Consider the following 18,379-nt stretch of genomic DNA (forward strand, 5'->3'; position numbering starts at 1 on the left):
GATCCGATGAGGAATTGGGACTTACGAGCGTGACGCGAAAACTGGCGGCGATCCTGGTCGCAGATGTGGTCGGCTACAGCCGCCTCGCCGGTGCGGACGAGGATCGCATCCTGGCGCGGCTGAGAACGCTGCGCAGCGACCTGGTCGATCCGACCATTGCCGTGCACAATGGCCGTGTGGTCAAGCGTACCGGTGACGGAAGCCTCATCGAGTTTCGCAGCGTCGTGGACGCCGTGCGTTGCGCGATTGAAGTGCAGACCGCCATGGTCGAGCGCAATATCGGCGTGCCGCCTGAACATCGCATCGAGTTCCGGGTGGGGATCCATCTGGGCGATGTGGTCGAGGAGAGTGACGGCGACTTGATGGGCGACGGCGTCAATATCGCCGCGCGGTTGGAGGGAGTTGCCAAGCCCGGCGCCATTTGCCTTTCCGAAGATGCCTACCGCCAAGTGAAAGCGCGGCTCGATCTTACCGTGACCGATCTCGGCAAAATTGAGCTCAAGAATATCGCTGAACCGATGCAGGCCTATTCCCTTCAGATCGGAACTCCGCAGCCGAACCCGGCACGACAGGTGCAGCCCGCAATCGAAATGCCGTCAATTCCGGCCGTTCCCGATAAACCCTCCATCGCCGTACTGGCGTTCAACAACATGAGCGGCGACGCCGAACAGGAATATTTCTCCGACGGTATCAGCGAGGACATCATCACCGATCTCTCGAAGCTGTCCGAATTGCACGTGATCGCCCGCAACTCATCCTTCGTCTACAAGAATGTAACGGCTTCCGTGCCTGACATGGCTAAGGCGCTCGGCGTCCGCTATGTCCTTGAAGGCAGCGTACGCAAAGCCGGCAACCGCGTGCGTGTCACCGCCCAATTGATCGACGCGAGCAATGGCGGACATATCTGGGCCAGCCGGTTTGATCGCGAGCTCACCGACATTTTCGCGGTTCAGGATGAGCTCACGCAGGAGATCGTGGCGGCGCTCAGGCTAAACCTCACGCATGGCGACCAGGATCGATTAGCCCAAGGGCGCGCACTCAATGTCGACGCTTACGAGTTGTTGTTACGTGGCCGCGAGCAGGCGTCGGCCCATACCCGAACCGGAAACAGAGCCGCCCGCAGCCTGGCGGCCGACGCCATCGCCATCGATCCGCAATATGCGGCCGCCCAGGCACTCATGTCCTTCACCCACGTGCTCGACTACGTCAACGCCTGGAGCAACGATCCGGAAGGCTCGCTGCGGATCGGGATGGATCTCGCGCAGAAGGCCGTGGAGATGGCGGAGGAACAGCCCAACGGCCGCTTCGCACTGGGCATGGCTTGCATGTGGAACCGGGAGCTGGACCGGGCGCGGGCAGAAGTGCAGCAGGGTCTCGCGCTGCAGCCCAACTCCGCCGAACTCCTGTTGCTGATGGCCCATATCCAGATATTCTCCGGCGATCCCGCCGACGCCCTGGAAACACTCGATGCATCGATGCGGCTCGATCCGCACCATCCGGAAATTCTCTTCCAATTTCTCGCCGATGCGCACTTTTCTCTCGGCGAATATGAGCGGGCAATTGCAGCCATCGAGCAGCGGCTCCAACAAAACTCTCAGTCGGAGACCGCCTACGCCCTGCTAGCCTCATGCTATGGGCACCTCGGCCGGCCGGAGGAGAGCCGGCAGGCCTGGGAGAAGGCACTCCGGATCAATCCTGATTTTTCTGTCGAGCGCCGCCGGCGCGTCCTTCCATTTCGAAACCCCGAGGACTTTGCCCGCCGCGTAGAAGGACTTCGTAAGGCAGGACTTACCATTTCGGATCTTGGTCTATGCTGAGGGGAACTGCTGTCGAGCCGATATCGCGGACAGCTCGTTTTATGACGGACGCGTGCACGCGGGACTGGCGACCGTTTCCTCAGCCCGCCAGCTGCAAAATCTATCGTGACCACCGTGCGATGATTTCGTCGGTATTTGCCAGCACCTTACGGACTGCGTTGCGCGCCATGTTCGGCCGCTGCAGTCGAATGCTTTTCTCAATATTTTCGTGAAGTTTCAGCGCGTAGCGCAAGTTGTCTTCCTCCCGCGTGACATGGGCGAAGAGGTGGTTTAGCGCCGATTCGATCAAGACGCCGAGCGGCACCAGCAGATCATTTCCCGAGGCGCGCAAGATCGCGATGTGAAATCGCGCATCGGATTCTGTTCGCTGCTGGAGCGATGTCGCCTGATCCATGTCGTGCAGGGCCCGACTGATCGCGGTCATTTGCTCGTCGGTTCGGCGCTCCGCAGCAAGCGCAGTCGCTTCCGGCTCGATCATATGCCTGAGTTCTTGCACGGCCCTCAGAAAGGATTCACGATCAGGAGATGCCGCATACCAGCCCAAGACATCTCGATCCAGCAGGTTCCAACGTTCCTTGGGTTCGACCCAACTGCCGATTTTCGGGCGGGAAGAAAGCAGGCCCTTGGCCATCAACATCTTGATCGCTTCACGCACCGCTGATCGGCTGACCTCAAAGACTTGCGACCACTTTGCCTCATTTGGCAGGATCGTGCCCGGCGGATAGTCGCCGCGCACGATTCGCAGACCGATCTCGCCTGCCAAGGACACATGAACACTCGCCCCAGTCATGCGGGGAGAATTTGGGCGCCTTGTGGTGGCCGAGCGGTCAACCATCTCCACCTCGACCGCAGCCGTTGGCTTTCCCGATTTCTTGTCAGGCATTTATTTCTACTGCCTCAGCATTCTTTCGACTGTCTGCACGGATGATCAAAACAATCGTAATAACGAGGAAGTCGCCTGCGATTGACGCCGGCACAAAGCGCGGAATTCAGGGCGCGTCAAGCCCAGCGGATCTCTCGATCCGTCTCGTGGGGCAGTCGGCGCACCCTTGAACCGGGTGCGCCAAACCGTGAAACCTACTTTTGAATGCAGGTATCGACTGTATCCTTGGTGCACTCATCGAGCCCGGTGAAGACCGGATCTTCAACCGGCTTGCCGGCAATCAGATCCATCATCACCGACGGTGCCTTGTAGCCCATCTCGAACGGCCGTTGGCCGACGAGCGCTGTCACCAGCCCTTCCTTCGCAATGGCGACCTCGTCGCCGATCGTGTCGGCGGCACCAATGACGAAATCGTTGCTGGCGATCTTGTCGGCCAGAGGCTTGAACAGGTCGCGATAGGGTTGCGGTGCACCGAACAATGGCCAGCCACCCATAATGCCGAATGCGTCCAAGTCGGGATTGGCCGCGAGGATATCGGTCATTGCCTGAACGCCCTTGGCACCGTCGTCATTGGTGAACACCGGGCAACCGGCGACCTCGGTCCAGCCACCCTCGCCTTTCAGCTCGGTCAAGCCTTTCTGGCCAGTAAGCGTGTCACGCATTCCTTGTGCGCGGCGTAGAATATTGTCCGCTCCCGGATTGCCTTCGATCGTGCAGATCTTGCCGCCCTTCGGCTTGCCCTTCTTGATGTATTCGCCGATGCGGGCGCCCATCAGATAGTTGTCGGTGCCGAGATAAGTCTTGCGCAATGCTGCATCCTCGGCGGCAAGATCGGCATCGAGCGTCATCACCGGAACCGTCGGATTGGCCGTCTTCAGGGTCTGGGCGATCAGCTTTGCATTTGACGGCGAGATTGCGATTGCAGCCGTGTCCGCCTTGCCCAACATATCCTGAACGATCTGCGCTTCGCCGGCTTCATCGGATGTCGATGCCGGCCCGGTGTAGAAGCATTCGTATTCCGCAGTGGGGTTCTCCTTGTTCCATTTCTGGCAACCTTGGTTGATTGCTTCGAAGAACGGATTGTCGAGGCCTTTGACGACGATGACGAGTTGCTTCTTGGCCAGGGCCTGCCCGGCGGTCAGTGCTAAAACTGCGGCTGTAAGTAGTAATGCCTTCCTCATAGTTTCCTCCCTTGAAACAGACGGACACCGCGTGCCCGCCACACAAAATCAACCCGGATACCAGACGATGCGAGGCTCCTCCTTCGAACGCTCGTATTGCCAGGCCGAGTCGATAAGCATTTCGAGATTGTAATTTGGCTGCCAATCCAGCAGGTATTTCGCCTTGCTGTTGTCCATCCAATTGGAATGGAAGCGGCTCGGTATGTCGACGGAGTCGAGATTGCGCGTGCGCAAGAGATAGGCGGCGACTTCAGCATAGTCGACGGGGCGATCCATGCAGATATTGAAGAGTTGCCGCTCCGCCCGGGGGTTATCGATCACTGCCAATATTGCCGACACAAGGTCGTCGACATGGACGAAATTGCGCTTCAGTGCACGTCCGTCGGCGTCCACGAGCAGCGGCACCGTACCCATCGCCGCATAGCGCCGTGCCGCTTCTTCCGGAACGAGCGTCTTCCAGTCCGGACCGCCAAAGACGTCGTCTCCAAAAGACAGCGAATACTTGAAATCATCCTTTTCCATGATCCAGGGCGCGCGCAGACAACAGCCATTGAGGCCGTACTGAATGCCAAACTGCTCCAGCATGACCTCTTCCAGGACTTTGGAGAGCGCATAGCTTCCCGGATAGGCACAATGGCGGGCGTTCTCGGTGATCGGGCCGTCATGGCGATAGTGGAAATGTCCCACACCCGCATCACCACCGATCAGGATGAACTGGCGTGCGGTGACGCTCGTACGGAACTCCTCGAGCAGCCAAAAGAGACCTTTGACCGTGACATCCATAATGTCTTCAGGCGTTTCCTTGCATGTGGCGAGATGCACGACATGGGTAACGTCATCCAGCGCCTTTGCCACGACATCGCGATCGGCGATCGAGCCTTGGAAGACATCGACACGGTCGGTCGCCTCGTACAAACGATTATGGCAAAGCGCACGAATACGGGCTTTGGAAAATCTCGGATCGTCAAGCAGCCCAGCTATGAAGCGCCGCCCGACCTTGCCCGTCGCACCGGTCACAAGGATCAGCATGCTCTTTCTCCCCCATTGATAGGTAATATCCGGGCGCCACTCACGTCAAATGATATTTGTCTGACAAAACAGATTTTTGTGACAATAAGGTCAATGGCCGGGACAATGAGTTGACGCTGTCGCAGGGTTTTGCGTAAATGCTCCCGATCGCTTTTCCTGGGAGGATACTGGAAAAGTGAACTCGCCGGAGTCTTGCCTCGAAGACAAGCAGGGTTCGGTGCGATGGATAGCCCGATGGGAGGCGACGAGGCTGGTGGCGGTTCTTGAGCTCAGCAATATTTCCAAACATTTCGGTGCCATCCAGGCAGTCAACGATGTTTCGTTTTCGCTAGAAGCCGGGCAGGTTGTCGGCCTCATGGGCGACAACGGCGCTGGCAAGTCCACACTGGTGAAGATGATCGCCGGCAACTTTCGACCGAGCCATGGAACCATGCGGCTCGACGGCACCGATCTCGTCCTTCATCGGCCGAAGGAAGCGCGCCAGCATGGCATCGAGATCGTTCACCAGGATTTGGCGCTCTGCAACAATCTGACGGCGGCGGCGAACGTGTTTCTGGGACGAGAATTGCGCCGCGGCGTATGGCCTCTTCGCATCCTCGACCACAAGAGCATGTACAAGCGCGCCGGCGAGATATTTCGCGAGCTCAAATCCGAGACGCGGGCGCGCGATCTCGTCAAGCAAATGTCAGGTGGCCAGCGGCAAGCGGTCGCAATCGGCCGCACAATGCTGTCGGAAGCGAAAATCGTATTGATGGACGAGCCGACAGCAGCCATTTCCGTGCGCCAGGTGGCTGAGGTTCTGAATCTGATCCGCCAATTGCGGGATCGGGGCATTGTCGTTGTCCTGATCAGCCACCGCATGCCCGACGTCTTCTCGGTCGCCGACCGCGTGATCGTAATGCGGCGGGGCAGAAAAGTAGCCGACAAGCAGATTGCGGCAAGTTCGCCGGAGGAAGTGACGGGGCTGATCACCGGCGCCATCGAGCAGGTGTGATCAATGCTGTCCGTTGCAACAGGAAAGAAGAAGGTCGACGATGGCGGTTACACTTGACCAGACGATCGGACAGAAGCAACGGAGCTGGCTTGCGACGATCATGGGCGGCCAGACATTCTGGGTGCTGATTGCAGTCATTCTCGCCTGCATTTTTCTGTCGATGGCGACGGACTCCTTTGCGACGGCGAAGAACATCTACAACATCACCCGCAACGTCACTTTCGTCGCCATTATCGCGCTCGGCATGACGCTGGTCATCATCACCGGCGGCATCGATTTGTCCGTCGGCTCCGTGCTTTGCCTGTGTAGCATGGTGCTGGCGGTGGTCATGCATGCGGGATACAGTATTGAAGTCGGCATCGCCGCATCAATCGGTACTGCTCTGTTGGTCGGAGCTTTCAACGGCGTCTTGATTGCCTATCTCGGCTTCCCCCCTTTCGTCGTCACGCTCGGCATGTTGTCGATTGCGCGCAGCCTTGCGATGGTTGCATCCAACAACACTGTGGTTTTTGAGTTCGGACCAGATCACGACAAACTACTGGCACTGGGTGGCGGCGCCTGGGTTTTCGGGATCGCCAATCCAGTGCTTTACATGGTCGTGCTGGCACTCATTACCGGTTTCGTGCTGCGCTGGACCAAGTTCGGCCGCTATGTCTTTGCCATCGGCGGCAATGAGCACGCCGCGACACTGACGGGTGTTCCCGTGCCGAGGATCAAGGTGATCGTCTATATGATTTCTGCCCTGTCGGCGGGGGTTGCCGGCATCATTCAAACCGGCTGGCTCGGCGCCGTCACCACAAACATCGGCGCCGGGATGGAACTTCAGGTCATTGCCGCCGCGGTTATCGGCGGCGCCAATCTGGCCGGGGGCGTCGGCACCGCCTTTGGAGCCTTGGTCGGCGCCGCACTCATCGAGGTCATCCGCAACAGTCTTGGTTTGCTCGGCATCAACGCGTTCTGGCAAGGTTGCTTTATCGGTGGCGCAATCGTGCTCGCCGTCCTTTTCGACCGACTTCGCAACTTGCGACAGGGCGAGTAGACGAACCCCGCTCTTAAGAGATTTCTGCGGCTCGCGCCCGCGCCAGGAGCGGCCGCACGTTCAAACAGTCCGGCCTTGTTCAGTTCGCTTTGTTGTCTGCCCGTTGCCGTTGAAAAAGTGCACCTTCGAGACATCGGCGGTGAGCCCTATTTGGTTTCCCGCCTTCATGTCACCACCGTCGTGCAGGACGAGGCAATCGTGCCCGTCCGGCAGCTTGACGTGGAGCAGCGTTACCGCCCCGGTATATTCACAAAGCCCGACGGTCCCGCGCAGCGTCCCGTCTCGAGGTTCCACGACCGTCAGATGCTCCGGCCTTATCCCGATGGTCTCCGCAGTGGCGTCCGCTGCCGTTGCGCCTGTCAGCAGAGGCGCGATCTCTGCCGGGAGCAGATTCATTTTTGGGCTTCCGATGAATTGCGCCACGAAGATATTTGCCGGCCGCTCATATAATTCCCGGGGGGAACCGACCTGCTCCACACGGCCGTCGCGCAGAACCACGATCTTGTCGGCGAGCGTCATCGCTTCGATTTGGTCGTGCGTTACATAGATCATCGTCGTGGAGAGCCGCTTGTGTAGTGCGGCGATTTCAGAGCGCATGTGCACGCGCAACTCTGCATCGAGGTTCGACAGCGGCTCGTCGAACAGGAAGACATCGGGATTTCCGACGATGGCCCGGCCGATCGCGACGCGCTGCCGCTGACCGCCGGAAAGCTCGCGGGGGTAACGATCGAGCAATGCTTCGAGCTTCAGCGTGGCGCTTGCTTCATCGACGCGCTTCTGACGCTCCTGTGCCGGAACTTTGCGGACCTTTAGCCCGAAACCCATATTGTCCCGGACGGTCAGGTGCGGATAGAGGGCATAGGATTGGAAGACCATGGCAACACCGCGTTTCGAAGCCGGCACTTCGTTGACCACTCGGCCGCCAATCGCAAGTTCACCGCCGCTGAGATATTCCAGCCCCGAAATCAGCCGCAGCAAGGTGGACTTGCCGCAGCCCGACGGACCGACGAATACGACGAACTCGCCCGGATCGATCCTGAGATCGACGCCGCGGATGACCTCGACGGCGCCGAAGCGTTTTTCGATGCCTTTAAGCGATACACTGCTCATGAACGAAAATTCCTCATCCCTTCACGCCTGATAGCGCAAAACTTTCGATGATCTGCCGCTGGGCGATCAGATAGACGATCAGGATCGGCACCACGGCAAGGCTGGTAGCGGCAAGCTGCAGGTTCCATAGCGGCAAGCCGTAGCTGTCGTTGAAGTTTGACAAGGCCAAAGGCAGCGTGAACATGTCGAGCGAGCTCAGAAAGATCAGCGGCTCCAGGAACAGGTTCCACGAGAACAGAAAGGTGATGATGGAAACCGCAGCCAGGGCCGGACGCGCCATCGGCAGCGCTATCTTCCACCAGACGCCGAAGCGTGAGAGCCCGTCCATCTTGCCGGCTTCTTCCAGTTCCTTGGGCAGGGCCAGGAAATACTGGCGCATCAGGAACGTTGCCATCACCCCATGAGGGCCGAAGGCGGGCAGCAGGATCAGCGGCCAGTGAGTATCCACCAAACCAAACCAGCGCATCAGGAAGAAGTTCGGAATGATCGTCACTTCCTCCGGCACCATGAGCGCCGAGATTAGAAAAAGCATCAGCAGCCCGGCACCGGCAAACCGCATGCGCGCCAGCGCATAGCCGGCCAGGGACGAGATGACGAGGGTGAGCGCCGTCACCACGATCGCGATGTAAAGCGAGTTGAAATACTGCCGCGCGAACGGCTGGTAGGTGAACACTTCGACGAAATTCTGCCAGCGCCAGACGCGGGGGATAAGCGTCGGCGCGCCGAATATCTCGGTCACGCTCTTGAAGCCGGCAGATACCATCCAAACGAATGGGAAAACAAAAGGAATGGCGGCGATCATGAGTGCGATCGTCCAGCAGGTGCGGTAGAGGATCTGGATTTGGCGCTGGGTCACTCCGATCCCTTTCTCCGCAGCATCACCTGTACCAGGGTCAGCGCCATGATCATCACGAACATGATCATCGCGAGCGCCGAGGCATAGCCGACATTGAAGAATTTGAAGCCCTGCTGGTAGATGTAGAAGGCAAGCACCAGTGTGCCGTTTTCCGGGCCGCCACCGGTCATCTGGTATATGTGATCAAAGACCTTGAAGGAGCCGATCGTCGTGATGACCATGATGACGAGCGTGGTCGGCGCCAGCAACGGCCAGGTGATCATGCTGAAGATCTGCCGGCGTGAGGCGCCCTCCAGGCGCGCTGCCTCTTCATAGTCCCGCGGGATCGCCTGCAACGCCGCAATGTAGAGGATCATGTTAAGGCCGACCATCTTGATAACGCGGGTGACGATGACAGCCGCCATGGCCCAGCTCGGTTCACGCAGCCAGTTTGGACCGGTGATCCCGACCAGCGCCAGCACCTGGTTGATGAAACCGCCTTCTCCCTGCAGCAGAAATTTCCATACGATCGCCCAGGCGATGGCCGAGGTGATGACGGGAGCGAAAAACACCGTGCGAAAGAACACGACCCCGAAGAACGGCCGGGAAAGGGCGAGCGCCAAGGCGAGCGCGAGCGCCATGTTGAGCGGCACGAGACCGATCGCGAAAATAACCGAATTGCGCACCACAAGCCAAAAGTCAGGGTTTTCCAGGAGCGCATTCTGAAAATTGGCAAGGCCTACGAAGGTGGCCTGCTGGCTGAGCAGGTTCCATTCGGTCATCGAATAATAGACCACTGCGCAGAGCGGACCGAGGAAGAAGATGAGGAAGCCGATGAAGGTGGGGCTGACAAACAGCCACGCCTCCATCATCTCTCTCACCTTCAACGTCAGCCAGGTCTTTTGGCCGGTTCGAATGGAGTTATGAACGGTATCGGCCATCTTCGTTCTGATCAAAGCAGCGGCTGGATTGCCGCGCAGATGCCCTTGATGGCGGCATCGACATCGGCATCCGGCTTCCACAAGGCATCGACGCGTGGCGCCATGGCGGCAAGGATCTGGGGCGCTCTTTCGTTGGCCGAGACCACCCGGCCCTTTTCTATGGCGGCAGCCACATTCTTCATCATCTCGGGCGGCACGAGCTTGTTGCCGTTGATGAATGCATCGGCCTGCAGAACGCTCTTGCGGGCGGGCGGGAAGAACTGCGCCATGGTGGCGACGTTTTCCTTGTTGGTCATATGCGCCACGAATTCCGCGGCGATTTCCGTATTCTTGCCTTGGGCGAACACAACAAGGCCGGCCTGGCCGATAACGGGTGACTCTCCACCTGGGCCGGTGGGCAACGGTGCGATGCCCCACTTGAAGCCGGCTTCCGCCATCTTCGAAGCACGGGAAATCTGGTTGACCGTCATCGCCGAATTGCCGGAGAAGTAATCGCCCTGTTCGCCCGGCGGAACGATGGACTTGTCCTTGAAGACCATGTCATGCAGCTGCTTGACCGCCTTGACCGCTTCGGGCTTGTCGAAGCCGCATTCCTTGTTCGACCAGATATCGCCGCCATAGGCGCGGATTGGCGGCAGAAGGGCATGGGTCATGCGAGAGGCATAGCCTTCGCCATCCTTGAACTCGAAGCCCCATTTGCCGGGATTGGTTTCCGCGAGCTTCTTGGAGACTTCCTGGAACTTGTCCATGTTCCATTCGCCCTTGGCAGCGATCGTCAGCGGATCTTCGAGCCCGGCTTTGTCGAACATGTCCTTGTTGTAGTAGATCATGAAAGGCGAGGTGGAGAACGGAATGCCGTAGACCGTTTCATCCTTCTGCCACAGGCCCATGGCCGGCTTCGAAAAATCGTCGAAATCATAGCCTTCCGCCGCCTTGAGCGTCGGGCCGAGATTCATCAGAAGATTGGCGTTTTCGAAAGCCGGAGCGGCATCCTCCATCATCCAGGCTATGTCGGGAGCATTGCCACCGGCGATCTGGAAGGTCAGTTTCTGCGTGTAGTCGTTAACCGGCACGGTCTCGAACTTCACGTTCACGTCGGGATGTGTGGCTTTGAAGCTTTCCGCAATGCTATTCAGCATCTTCAGATGAGCCTCGCTCCCGGTCCAGACCGTCATGCGGAGATCCGTCGCGAAGACGGCAGACGTCGATATGCACAATGTCAACGCGGATGCTGCGATACCTGCTATTGCGGCCTTCATGGTTTCCTCCCCTTTTTGGTCGTCGGCGATCAGCCTTCACCGAATGAATGCGAACGGCATTCGTTCGGCGGTTGGCTGCAAGCTGCGGCGGGTGGTTCCGCCGCATGATCTCGAAAACCTTGCCGCAGGCCGCTCACCCGGCAGCGTGCGGAAGGCTCCCGGGCGCGTCTCCGATCGACCATCCTCCGTCGACCGGGATATTTGCACCCGTAATGTAGCTGGCAGCATCGCTGCACAAAAAAACAAACGCCCCAACCAGGTCCTGCGGCTGGCCCGGCCTGCCCACAGGGATCTTGGCGGCAACCGCTTTGCGGAACGCCGGGTCGCCATAGCGCGCGGCATTGGCTTCGATCTCGATCGCACCCGGCGAAACCACATTCAGCGTGACGCCGCGGTGGCCGGTTTCGCGCGCAATCGACCTGATCGCAGTCAACTGCGCCGCCTTGAGCGACGCATAAACAACCGTTTCCGCCCGCGGCCGCACCGCCATGATACTGCCTGTGGCGACGACCCTGCCCCAGCCCCGCTCGGCCATCGGTGGAACCAGCTTTGCCGTCAGCGTCAGCAGCGCCGAGAAATTCGATGCCACATGGGCGTTGACATGCGCCTCATCCAATTCCTGCCAGGGTCGCCGATGTTCGATGGCGGCATTGGCAATGAGGATATCGATCGGGCCGTGTGATTTGAGCACTTCATCGGCAAAAGCCTGCGTCGCACGCCCGTCAGTGAAGTCTGCTTCCAGTACCGGCGCCGTGCCGCCGGTCGCCCGGGCCACCTCACTCGCGCCCGTCTCATTCCCGAAATGATGCAGGATCAGTTCCGCTCCATGCTCCGCAAGGCCAAGCGCAACAGCCCGGCCGATGCCGGAACTGGCACCGGTTACCAGCACGCGCCGGCCTTTCAGTGAGAAGCGCGCGGCGCTCATCGCTCGGCATCTTTCAACTTGTCGGCCACCTCGAGCGAGGCAATGTCGGCGGCTTCGAAATGCTCACGGATTTTTTGCTCGGCGAGGTCGGCATCACCAACCGCAATTGCGTCGTAGATCGCCTGATGCCGGCCAATCGTTGCCCGCCAGTCAGCGTCGCTGCGATTGGCGCGACGTGAAAACAATTCCGACACCTCGCGCTGCACGGAACGCATGCTCTCCATGTGCACTCGGATCATGTAATTACCTGTCGTCACGGCAAGGCCAAGGTGAAAAAGGATGTCGGCGGCGGTAAAGCCGGAGGGCTCCTGAACGGAAGCCAGCATGCCCGCCAAGCCCTGCCGCATGATATCCAGACCTTCCGGATCGCGACGTTCGGCGGCGAGCCGGGCAATTCCCGTCTCGATGACGCGGCGCATTTCATTGGCTTCGCGCAGCCGCTTGAGACTGGAACGCACCGCGTAGCCGTAGATTTTGTCCATCGATTCGCCGCTCAGCGCCTTGGCGCGGGCAACCTTGCCTTGTTGGGTGAAGATCAGCCCGGCTGCGGTCAGCTGGCGAAGCGCCTCACGGGCGATCGGCTTCGAGACACCGAACTCCCTGGCGATCTCCCCTTCGGGCGGCAACGGCTCACCAGGCGAGATGCGCCCATCAAAGAGTGCGGCGGCAATCGCATCGGACACCCCATCCGCCAACCGCGAAGGGTTCGGCGGCTTGGCGGTGAAAACGGGTTTCCTTTCGGGAATTTCAGTCATCTCGATCCTCATATTCACAAAGCTAACATGCAGTTTCCAACTTAGCAACTAGGTTTATCAGTTGCCAAGTCGCCATCATCTGGCTAGGAATAACAGACACGCCCCAAAGCAGCGAGCAAAACCCGGAGCAGCGAGCAAAACATTGGGAACGAAAGAGCCGATGGAATCCGTGCAACGTTCGACCGGACAGGCGATCCTCATTTCAGATGTCGTCGCTCATCCGCTCAGCCAGATGCTGCCCAAACCGACCGTCACGTCCTGGGGCACCTATCACAAGGTCTCGATGGTTCTCATCGAGGTGCGCACCGATGCCGGCATCGTCGGCATCGGTGAAGCTCTGGCCCGGTTTTCGCCCAAGGCCTACGCGGAACTGATCGAAACCTCGTTAAAACCACGGCTGATCGGACAGGACGCACGCAACATCGGCGCCCTCTGGCAATCCATGCGGCGCTCGCTGTCAGGCCGCGCCGGCGGCATGCTGATCGAGGCGATCGCTGGCGTCGACATTGCGCTGTGGGACATCATGGGCAAGGCCGCCGGCATGCCGATCGCCAAGCTGCTTGGCGGCGTCGGCAGGGAGACGATCGAGGTCTATGCCGCCGCCGTAAACTGGGTCGACGATGCTGAGGCGGATCGGGAACTGGAGCGTTATATCGGCGAGGGATTCCCGCGCATCAAAGTCAAGATGGCCAATCCCGTCAGGGAAGCCTGCAGGCGCATCGAACGGCTGCGCAAACGTGCCGGCGACGATATCGAACTCTGTGTCGACGCCAACTGGGCCTATGATCTGGACCAGGCGATCGAAGTCGGCAGGGCACTTTCGGCCAACGGCTACTTCTGGTTCGAGGAGCCGCTGGCGCCGGAAAACGAGCAAGGCTACGAAGAACTTCGCAAACGCTGCGACGTACCGCTCGCAGCCGGAGAGAGCAACTTTACCGCCGATCAGGCGCAACGTCTCGTCGCCAACCGCACCCTTTCAATCCTGCAGCCAGATGTCGCCCGTGCCGGCGGCATTTCCGAAACACGGCGCATGGCCGACTATGCCGCCCTCCATAATGTGGGCTATGCCCCGCATATCGGCATGTCCGGCATTATCTGCGAGACGGCCAGCGCGCATCTGGCAGCCGCCCTTCCGAATTTCCGGGTGATGGAATGCGAATGCGATCTTAGCCCCTTCAAGCGCGACCTGGCCGATCTGGCGCCCGGCTGCCTGCGCCAGAAGAATGGCCGGCTCGACGTGCCGACACGGCCGGGTCTCGGCATCGAAATCGATTGGGACGCCGTCAAACGGCTCCGCATACAGTGAGGTCAACGCCATAATGACGACATCAGTCCCCTCTTCCGCAGCCGACGTGATGGAAGCCATGAGGCTCGCCATGCTTCGCGCAGATCCGGCGCTCAGCCGTTTCGATCCTCTGCCGCGCATCCTGTCCTTTGACGATTTTTCGCGCGGGCATTGCGGCTGGTCACAGTTGGTCGGCAATTACGAGGACAGCCTCGACGTCATGCTGCCCGGTTTTGCCCAGCACTCGAGTGCCATGCTCTCAACTCTCGGGCATTGGGATGCAGGATCCCACGGCGGCATGGATTCGTCCTACGCGCTAAAGATCGCCACAAAGGCAAAACCGGGTGCCCAGAACGTTGCAATCAAGCGCCATACCTTCCGCAAGCGCGGGCCGATCCGCTTCGAAATTTACTTCACGTTCAAGCCGGAGGCGACGGAACTGAAACTATCGGAAACCGACGTGCGATCGATCGGCTTCCTGTTCGACCTGCAATGCGGCGATCGCGACGGAGACGGCGAGCGGGTTATGCCACATCTGCGCTTTCTCAATGCACTCGACGGCAAGCACCTGCAGAAATGGCAGTACAAACGTGAGACCACATCCTTCACCGCCATCGGCCGGGAAGATAAGACCGTAAGCCACTATCACCTGGCGCCTGAAGGCTGGCTGGACTTGCCGGATGGTGAACAACGGCTCTGCTACAACGAGATCCCGACGAAGGTGAACTGGAGCTATATGCGCTTCGATTTCGACCTCGCCTCCATGAAGGCGACTGGCTTGCAGTGCAACGACCGGAATTTCGACGTATCCGGCTTCGAGTCGATCCGGATTCCGGCGATGAAAAACCTCTGGTGCATGCTGAACTTCTGCCTGTTCGCCGAGACGGATGTCGCCAAGCGTGCCTTTCTCTACGTCGATTCCATCTGCATTTCAGGGGATTTTTGATGCTTCCCGAAAACATCACGGCGGTGATAACCCGCAATGAGCGCTGGAGTGGCGACGCCGCGAGCGAACCCTATGAGGCCGGCTGGGCGCATGAAGCCGTGTTCTTCATTCGGGCATTGAAGCCTCCCGTAGGCATTGCACCCAAGGGTTGGGTGGAAATCTCGCCTGACGGCATGCATTGGGTTCGGGAAGGAACGGAATTCGTCATGCCGGGCGAACAGGACGGCGTTGCCGTGGCCCGGCTCAACGCCTTCGGCAATTGGCTCCGCGTTGCAACCCGCTTTGCCGAAGGCGCCGAATGCACCGTGCTGGTGACCCTTCATCTGAAGGCCTGACTTGAGATAACGCGGGTATCGCTTCCGCGCTTTCTCCTTCCGTCAGCCAAGATAGGCGCCTTGGGCCAGAAGTTCCCTGCGCAAATCGGCGTAGTCGACATGCCGGGGGCTTGCTCTATTGCCGACTGAAAGTGCTGCGGCAACACCGGCCGCTTGGCCGAGCGCAAAGCAGGGCGGCATGACGCGAATGGCGCTGAGCGCCTCATGCGTCGCCGAGACCGCGCGGCCGGACACCAACAGGCCCTCGTGAATGCGCGGCAGCATGACCCGGTAAGGTATCTGGTAGATATTGGCGGCATCGAGCCCCGCGCCACCGGTACCACCGCCCGAACCTGTGGGGTCGTGAATATCGAGCGGATAGCCGCACAACGCCACGACATCGTCGAAAGCGCGGCCGGAATGCAAATCTTCCAGCGTCAGTTCGTAGGCGCCATCGATCCGTCGGGTTTCCCGCACGCCGATCTGGGTTGCCGTGTCCCGCAGTTCCACCTGCTCGAAGCCGGGCAGATTGTCGCGGAAGAAATCGAGCAGCGCCACGGTCTGCTCCCGGCCTTCGACCTCGGCAAGCGAGAGCTCAAGGGCGTCAGCCCCATTGCGGCGCAACACGCGGCCGGTATTGATGCGCCAGACGCCCGGTTCCATGGTCTTGTAGAGACCGATGCCGCGGCGAGGCGCGGGAAAGCGGCCCTCTGCCGTCGCCTTGGCGACGATCGAGGCGAAAGGCCGAAAGTCCTGCGGATGCGCGCCGATATAATCCTCCACCACCTGGTCATCGACGTTCTGCACGCGGAAGAACAGCGTCTGCGGCTGGGAAAGTCCGTCGCTTTCCCGCCCCTGACGGGTATGCACTCCGGCATAATGGGCGACATCGCCATCGGCCGAGCAATCGACGACGACCTTAGCACGAACGCTCCTCAGCCCGCCCTTGCCGGCGCAAACAACCCCGAGCACCCGGGGATTGTCCGCATCATGATCATCGACGATCGCATCGACGACCATGGTGTGCAGCAACAATTCCACCCCCGCCTCGACGCACATGCGTTGCGCCGCAACCTTCGCCGCCTCAGGCTGGAAAGGGGTCACCTTGTCGTGGCCGTAGACGATGAAGCCGCAATAGGCCGACCCCGCCGGGATTGTACTCGGATGCAGAGCGCCCCCGAGCGCCATCATCCGCTGAACGAATTCTTCGTAGATGCCGCGGATCAGTTGCTGGCTGCCGTCGAGCGAATAGGAGGTCATGCAGGGGCCGACGAGGCCCGCCGTGAGGTTACCGCCGAGGAAACCGTAGCGCTCCACAAGGCGCACCCGCACACCAAGACGTGCCGCCGCGACCGCGGCCGATAATCCCGATGGTCCGCCCCCGATGACGAGCACATCGACATCATCGAGTTCGGGAATATCGGCCGAATAGGCGTAACGGCGGGCTGTCTGCTGCATAGTTTTATCCCCTCCCCGGCCTAGCGGAACATCGATCCGCCATCGACATCGAGCGCGGCGCCGTAGGTAAAGCTGGCGGCATCCGAGCACAGGAACATGATTGCCGCCGCCATGTCCTCCGGCCGCCCCATGCGCCGCATCGGCAGATTGCTGGCGATGCGGTCCTTCAGCGACTGGTCGATATGGGAGTGCATCGGGGAATCCGTCGGCCCGGGGTTCAGCGCGTTGATGCGGATCTTCTTGCCCGCAAGTTCGCGCGCCACCGACTTGACCATCGACAAGGTCGCGGCTTTCGATGCCGCATAGGCGGTATCGGCAATCAGTCCGCCGCCGCCGTGCACGCCGGCATCCGAGGCGATACAGACGATGTTGCCACCGTCGGGGTTGTCGAGCATGCGCTTGACCGCGCCCTGCACGATGAAAAAGGTGCCGAGCAGATTGACATCGAGCACGCGGTGCCAATGCGCCCGATCCTGCTCGAATATACGCTTGGCAGTGATGATCGCTGCACACGTCACGACGTTATCGAGACGCGCCAGATTGGCATCACAATAATCGAAGGCCTTGTCGATGCTTTCCTGATCACTGACATCCACCGTCACGGTGTGAACCGCCGCGCCGCCATTGCGCAGTTCCGCACCGTAGCGCTTCAGCCCCTCCTCATCACGATCGGCCATGACCACTTCCGCGCCCTTGCTGGCGAAGGCCCTTGCAGTTTCAAGACCCATTCCACTCGCTGCGCCGGTGATAAGGACGCTTCGGCCCGCAAAACTATCGTCGGAGAAAGTGGCATAGGTCCCAGCCATCGTCGCAGCATCCTTCATTAACGGCAGCCCAACAACCAGTCAGCAGGCTCGCCTCACTATCGCTAGCAACGTAGCAACTATGTTATATAGTTGTAAAGCGCAATTTGGAGGCAATACGCAGTCTGGAAACAGGGTTTCGCGTGGCAAATACTCAGGGACGGAGAAATGAGCCGATGAGCGCGCTGCTTACGAGAGTGAGGGAATTGCAACCGTTTATGGCTTGCCGCGAAACTGACCAAAAGGTGGTGATCGGCAAACCTCGGGCTATCAGCCGGGGACGTTGCAGGTGCATGGATCGATCGCCAGCATCATGGCTTCGATGGAAACTGCAACGAGCCTTGAGCTGTTTATCGCCAGAACGATTTCGAAGAGAAGCTGGCGGCCGGGAGGTCGACTCGGAGGCCAAACGCAAAAAGCTCCTCGACCGCAATGGTCGAGGAGCTTCGCAAGTTTGTATCTGGTTGCCTGTTTCAGGCTCTGTTGTTTTCAGTCCGGCCTTGTGGGCTACGCCTTGTTCTGGACCCAGGTCTGGAAACGCAAAAAAGCCCCTGCATGAGAGGGGCTTTGGAGTATCGAAGGTAAGTTTTGGTTGCGGGGGCAGGATTTGTAGTTTCTGTCCCGCTGCGTCGGCTTCGCCTTCTTGCAGGCCCCTGAGAAGGCGTTAAATCCTCGACCCGTTACGAGATACACAAAAGCCCGCACGAGGCGGGCCTTTGTGTATTTGGTTGCGGGGGCAGGATTTGAACCTGCGGCCTTCAGGTTATGGTCCGCAGGACGAGGAGCTACCATCGCCAGGGAAAGC

Annotated in this window: 17 protein-coding genes; 6 read left to right on the forward strand and 11 right to left on the reverse strand. The window is 59.7% G+C overall.

Annotation, left to right across the window (positions count from 1 at the left end; all coding sequences use genetic code 11):
* The first annotated feature begins 29 nt into the window (after positions 1 to 29).
* Positions 30 to 1,817: an adenylate/guanylate cyclase domain-containing protein gene (locus A6U98_RS20570; protein ID WP_064652230.1), complete on the forward strand. Its 1,788-nt coding sequence runs from the start codon at positions 30 to 32 to the stop codon at positions 1,815 to 1,817.
* A gap of 100 nt (positions 1,818 to 1,917) precedes the next feature.
* Here the strand turns inward: A6U98_RS20570 and A6U98_RS20575 are convergent, their stop codons facing one another.
* The 3 genes from A6U98_RS20575 to A6U98_RS20585 form a co-directional block, all read right to left on the reverse strand.
* Positions 1,918 to 2,700: a FadR/GntR family transcriptional regulator gene (locus tag A6U98_RS20575; RefSeq protein WP_064652231.1), complete on the reverse strand. Its 783-nt coding sequence runs from the start codon at positions 2,698 to 2,700 to the stop codon at positions 1,918 to 1,920.
* Positions 2,701 to 2,894: 194 nt separating this feature from the next.
* Positions 2,895 to 3,881 carry a substrate-binding domain-containing protein gene (locus A6U98_RS20580; RefSeq protein ID WP_012758783.1) on the reverse strand — a complete coding sequence of 329 codons (987 nt, stop codon included), beginning with the start codon at positions 3,879 to 3,881 and terminating at the stop codon, positions 2,895 to 2,897.
* Between the two features lie 48 nt (positions 3,882 to 3,929).
* The gene (locus A6U98_RS20585; RefSeq protein ID WP_064652232.1) at positions 3,930 to 4,910 is read right to left on the reverse strand and encodes an NAD(P)-dependent oxidoreductase; all 981 of its coding nucleotides are present in this window, start codon (positions 4,908 to 4,910) and stop codon (positions 3,930 to 3,932) included.
* A 253-nt stretch (positions 4,911 to 5,163) separates the two neighbouring features.
* Between A6U98_RS20585 and A6U98_RS20590 the strand changes: the two genes are divergently transcribed.
* Together A6U98_RS20590 and A6U98_RS20595 are read left to right on the forward strand one after the other, a co-directional pair.
* The gene (locus tag A6U98_RS20590) at positions 5,164 to 5,904 is read left to right on the forward strand and encodes an ATP-binding cassette domain-containing protein (RefSeq protein ID WP_037198334.1); all 741 of its coding nucleotides are present in this window, start codon (positions 5,164 to 5,166) and stop codon (positions 5,902 to 5,904) included.
* 40 nt (positions 5,905 to 5,944) lie between these two features.
* Complete coding sequence (locus A6U98_RS20595; protein WP_064652233.1) at positions 5,945 to 6,943, forward strand: ABC transporter permease; 999 nt, start codon at positions 5,945 to 5,947, stop codon at positions 6,941 to 6,943.
* A 60-nt stretch (positions 6,944 to 7,003) separates the two neighbouring features.
* Here the strand turns inward: A6U98_RS20595 and A6U98_RS20600 are convergent, their stop codons facing one another.
* The 6 genes from A6U98_RS20600 to A6U98_RS20625 form a co-directional block, all read right to left on the reverse strand.
* Complete coding sequence (locus A6U98_RS20600) at positions 7,004 to 8,053, reverse strand: ABC transporter ATP-binding protein (RefSeq protein WP_064652234.1); 1,050 nt, start codon at positions 8,051 to 8,053, stop codon at positions 7,004 to 7,006.
* 13 nt (positions 8,054 to 8,066) lie between these two features.
* The gene (locus tag A6U98_RS20605) at positions 8,067 to 8,909 is read right to left on the reverse strand and encodes a carbohydrate ABC transporter permease (RefSeq protein WP_064652235.1); all 843 of its coding nucleotides are present in this window, start codon (positions 8,907 to 8,909) and stop codon (positions 8,067 to 8,069) included.
* Entirely contained in the window at positions 8,906 to 9,829 is a 924-nt protein-coding gene (locus tag A6U98_RS20610; RefSeq protein ID WP_064652304.1) for a sugar ABC transporter permease, read from the reverse strand. The genes A6U98_RS20605 and A6U98_RS20610 overlap by 4 nt, the downstream gene beginning before the upstream one ends.
* Positions 9,830 to 9,840: 11 nt before the next feature.
* Positions 9,841 to 11,088, reverse strand: coding sequence for a sugar ABC transporter substrate-binding protein (locus A6U98_RS20615; RefSeq protein ID WP_064652236.1), 1,248 nt, complete (start codon positions 11,086 to 11,088; stop codon positions 9,841 to 9,843).
* Between the two features lie 133 nt (positions 11,089 to 11,221).
* The gene (locus A6U98_RS20620; RefSeq protein WP_064652237.1) at positions 11,222 to 12,013 is read right to left on the reverse strand and encodes an SDR family oxidoreductase; all 792 of its coding nucleotides are present in this window, start codon (positions 12,011 to 12,013) and stop codon (positions 11,222 to 11,224) included.
* A complete protein-coding gene (locus A6U98_RS20625; RefSeq protein WP_064652306.1) occupies positions 12,010 to 12,768 on the reverse strand; it encodes an FCD domain-containing protein in 759 nt (252 codons plus the stop codon). The genes A6U98_RS20620 and A6U98_RS20625 overlap by 4 nt, the downstream gene beginning before the upstream one ends.
* A 160-nt stretch (positions 12,769 to 12,928) precedes the next feature.
* On the opposite strand from A6U98_RS20625, the gene A6U98_RS20630 reads away from it, so the two are divergent.
* Genes A6U98_RS20630 through A6U98_RS20640 form a run of 3 tightly spaced genes read left to right on the forward strand, consistent with a single transcriptional unit; the run spans position 12,929 to position 15,334 of the window.
* Entirely contained in the window at positions 12,929 to 14,074 is a 1,146-nt protein-coding gene (locus A6U98_RS20630; RefSeq protein WP_064652238.1) for a mandelate racemase/muconate lactonizing enzyme family protein, read from the forward strand.
* Between the two features lie 58 nt (positions 14,075 to 14,132).
* Positions 14,133 to 14,999, forward strand: coding sequence for a DUF6772 family protein (locus A6U98_RS20635; protein ID WP_064652239.1), 867 nt, complete (start codon positions 14,133 to 14,135; stop codon positions 14,997 to 14,999).
* Positions 14,999 to 15,334: a hypothetical protein gene (locus tag A6U98_RS20640; protein ID WP_064652240.1), complete on the forward strand. Its 336-nt coding sequence runs from the start codon at positions 14,999 to 15,001 to the stop codon at positions 15,332 to 15,334. The genes A6U98_RS20635 and A6U98_RS20640 overlap by 1 nt, the downstream gene beginning before the upstream one ends.
* Before the next feature lie 42 nt (positions 15,335 to 15,376).
* Here A6U98_RS20640 and A6U98_RS20645 read toward each other — a convergent pair whose 3' ends face one another.
* Both A6U98_RS20645 and A6U98_RS20650 read right to left on the reverse strand, forming a co-directional pair.
* Complete coding sequence (locus A6U98_RS20645; protein WP_064652241.1) at positions 15,377 to 16,771, reverse strand: FAD-dependent oxidoreductase; 1,395 nt, start codon at positions 16,769 to 16,771, stop codon at positions 15,377 to 15,379.
* 20 nt (positions 16,772 to 16,791) lie between these two features.
* On the reverse strand, positions 16,792 to 17,595 hold the full coding sequence (locus A6U98_RS20650) for an SDR family oxidoreductase (RefSeq protein WP_082933937.1): 804 nt from the start codon (positions 17,593 to 17,595) through the stop codon (positions 16,792 to 16,794).
* Positions 17,596 to 18,379: the final 784 nt, after the last annotated feature.

The organism is Rhizobium sp. WYCCWR10014 (genome assembly GCF_001657485.1).
GTDB lineage: Bacteria > Pseudomonadota > Alphaproteobacteria > Rhizobiales > Rhizobiaceae > Rhizobium.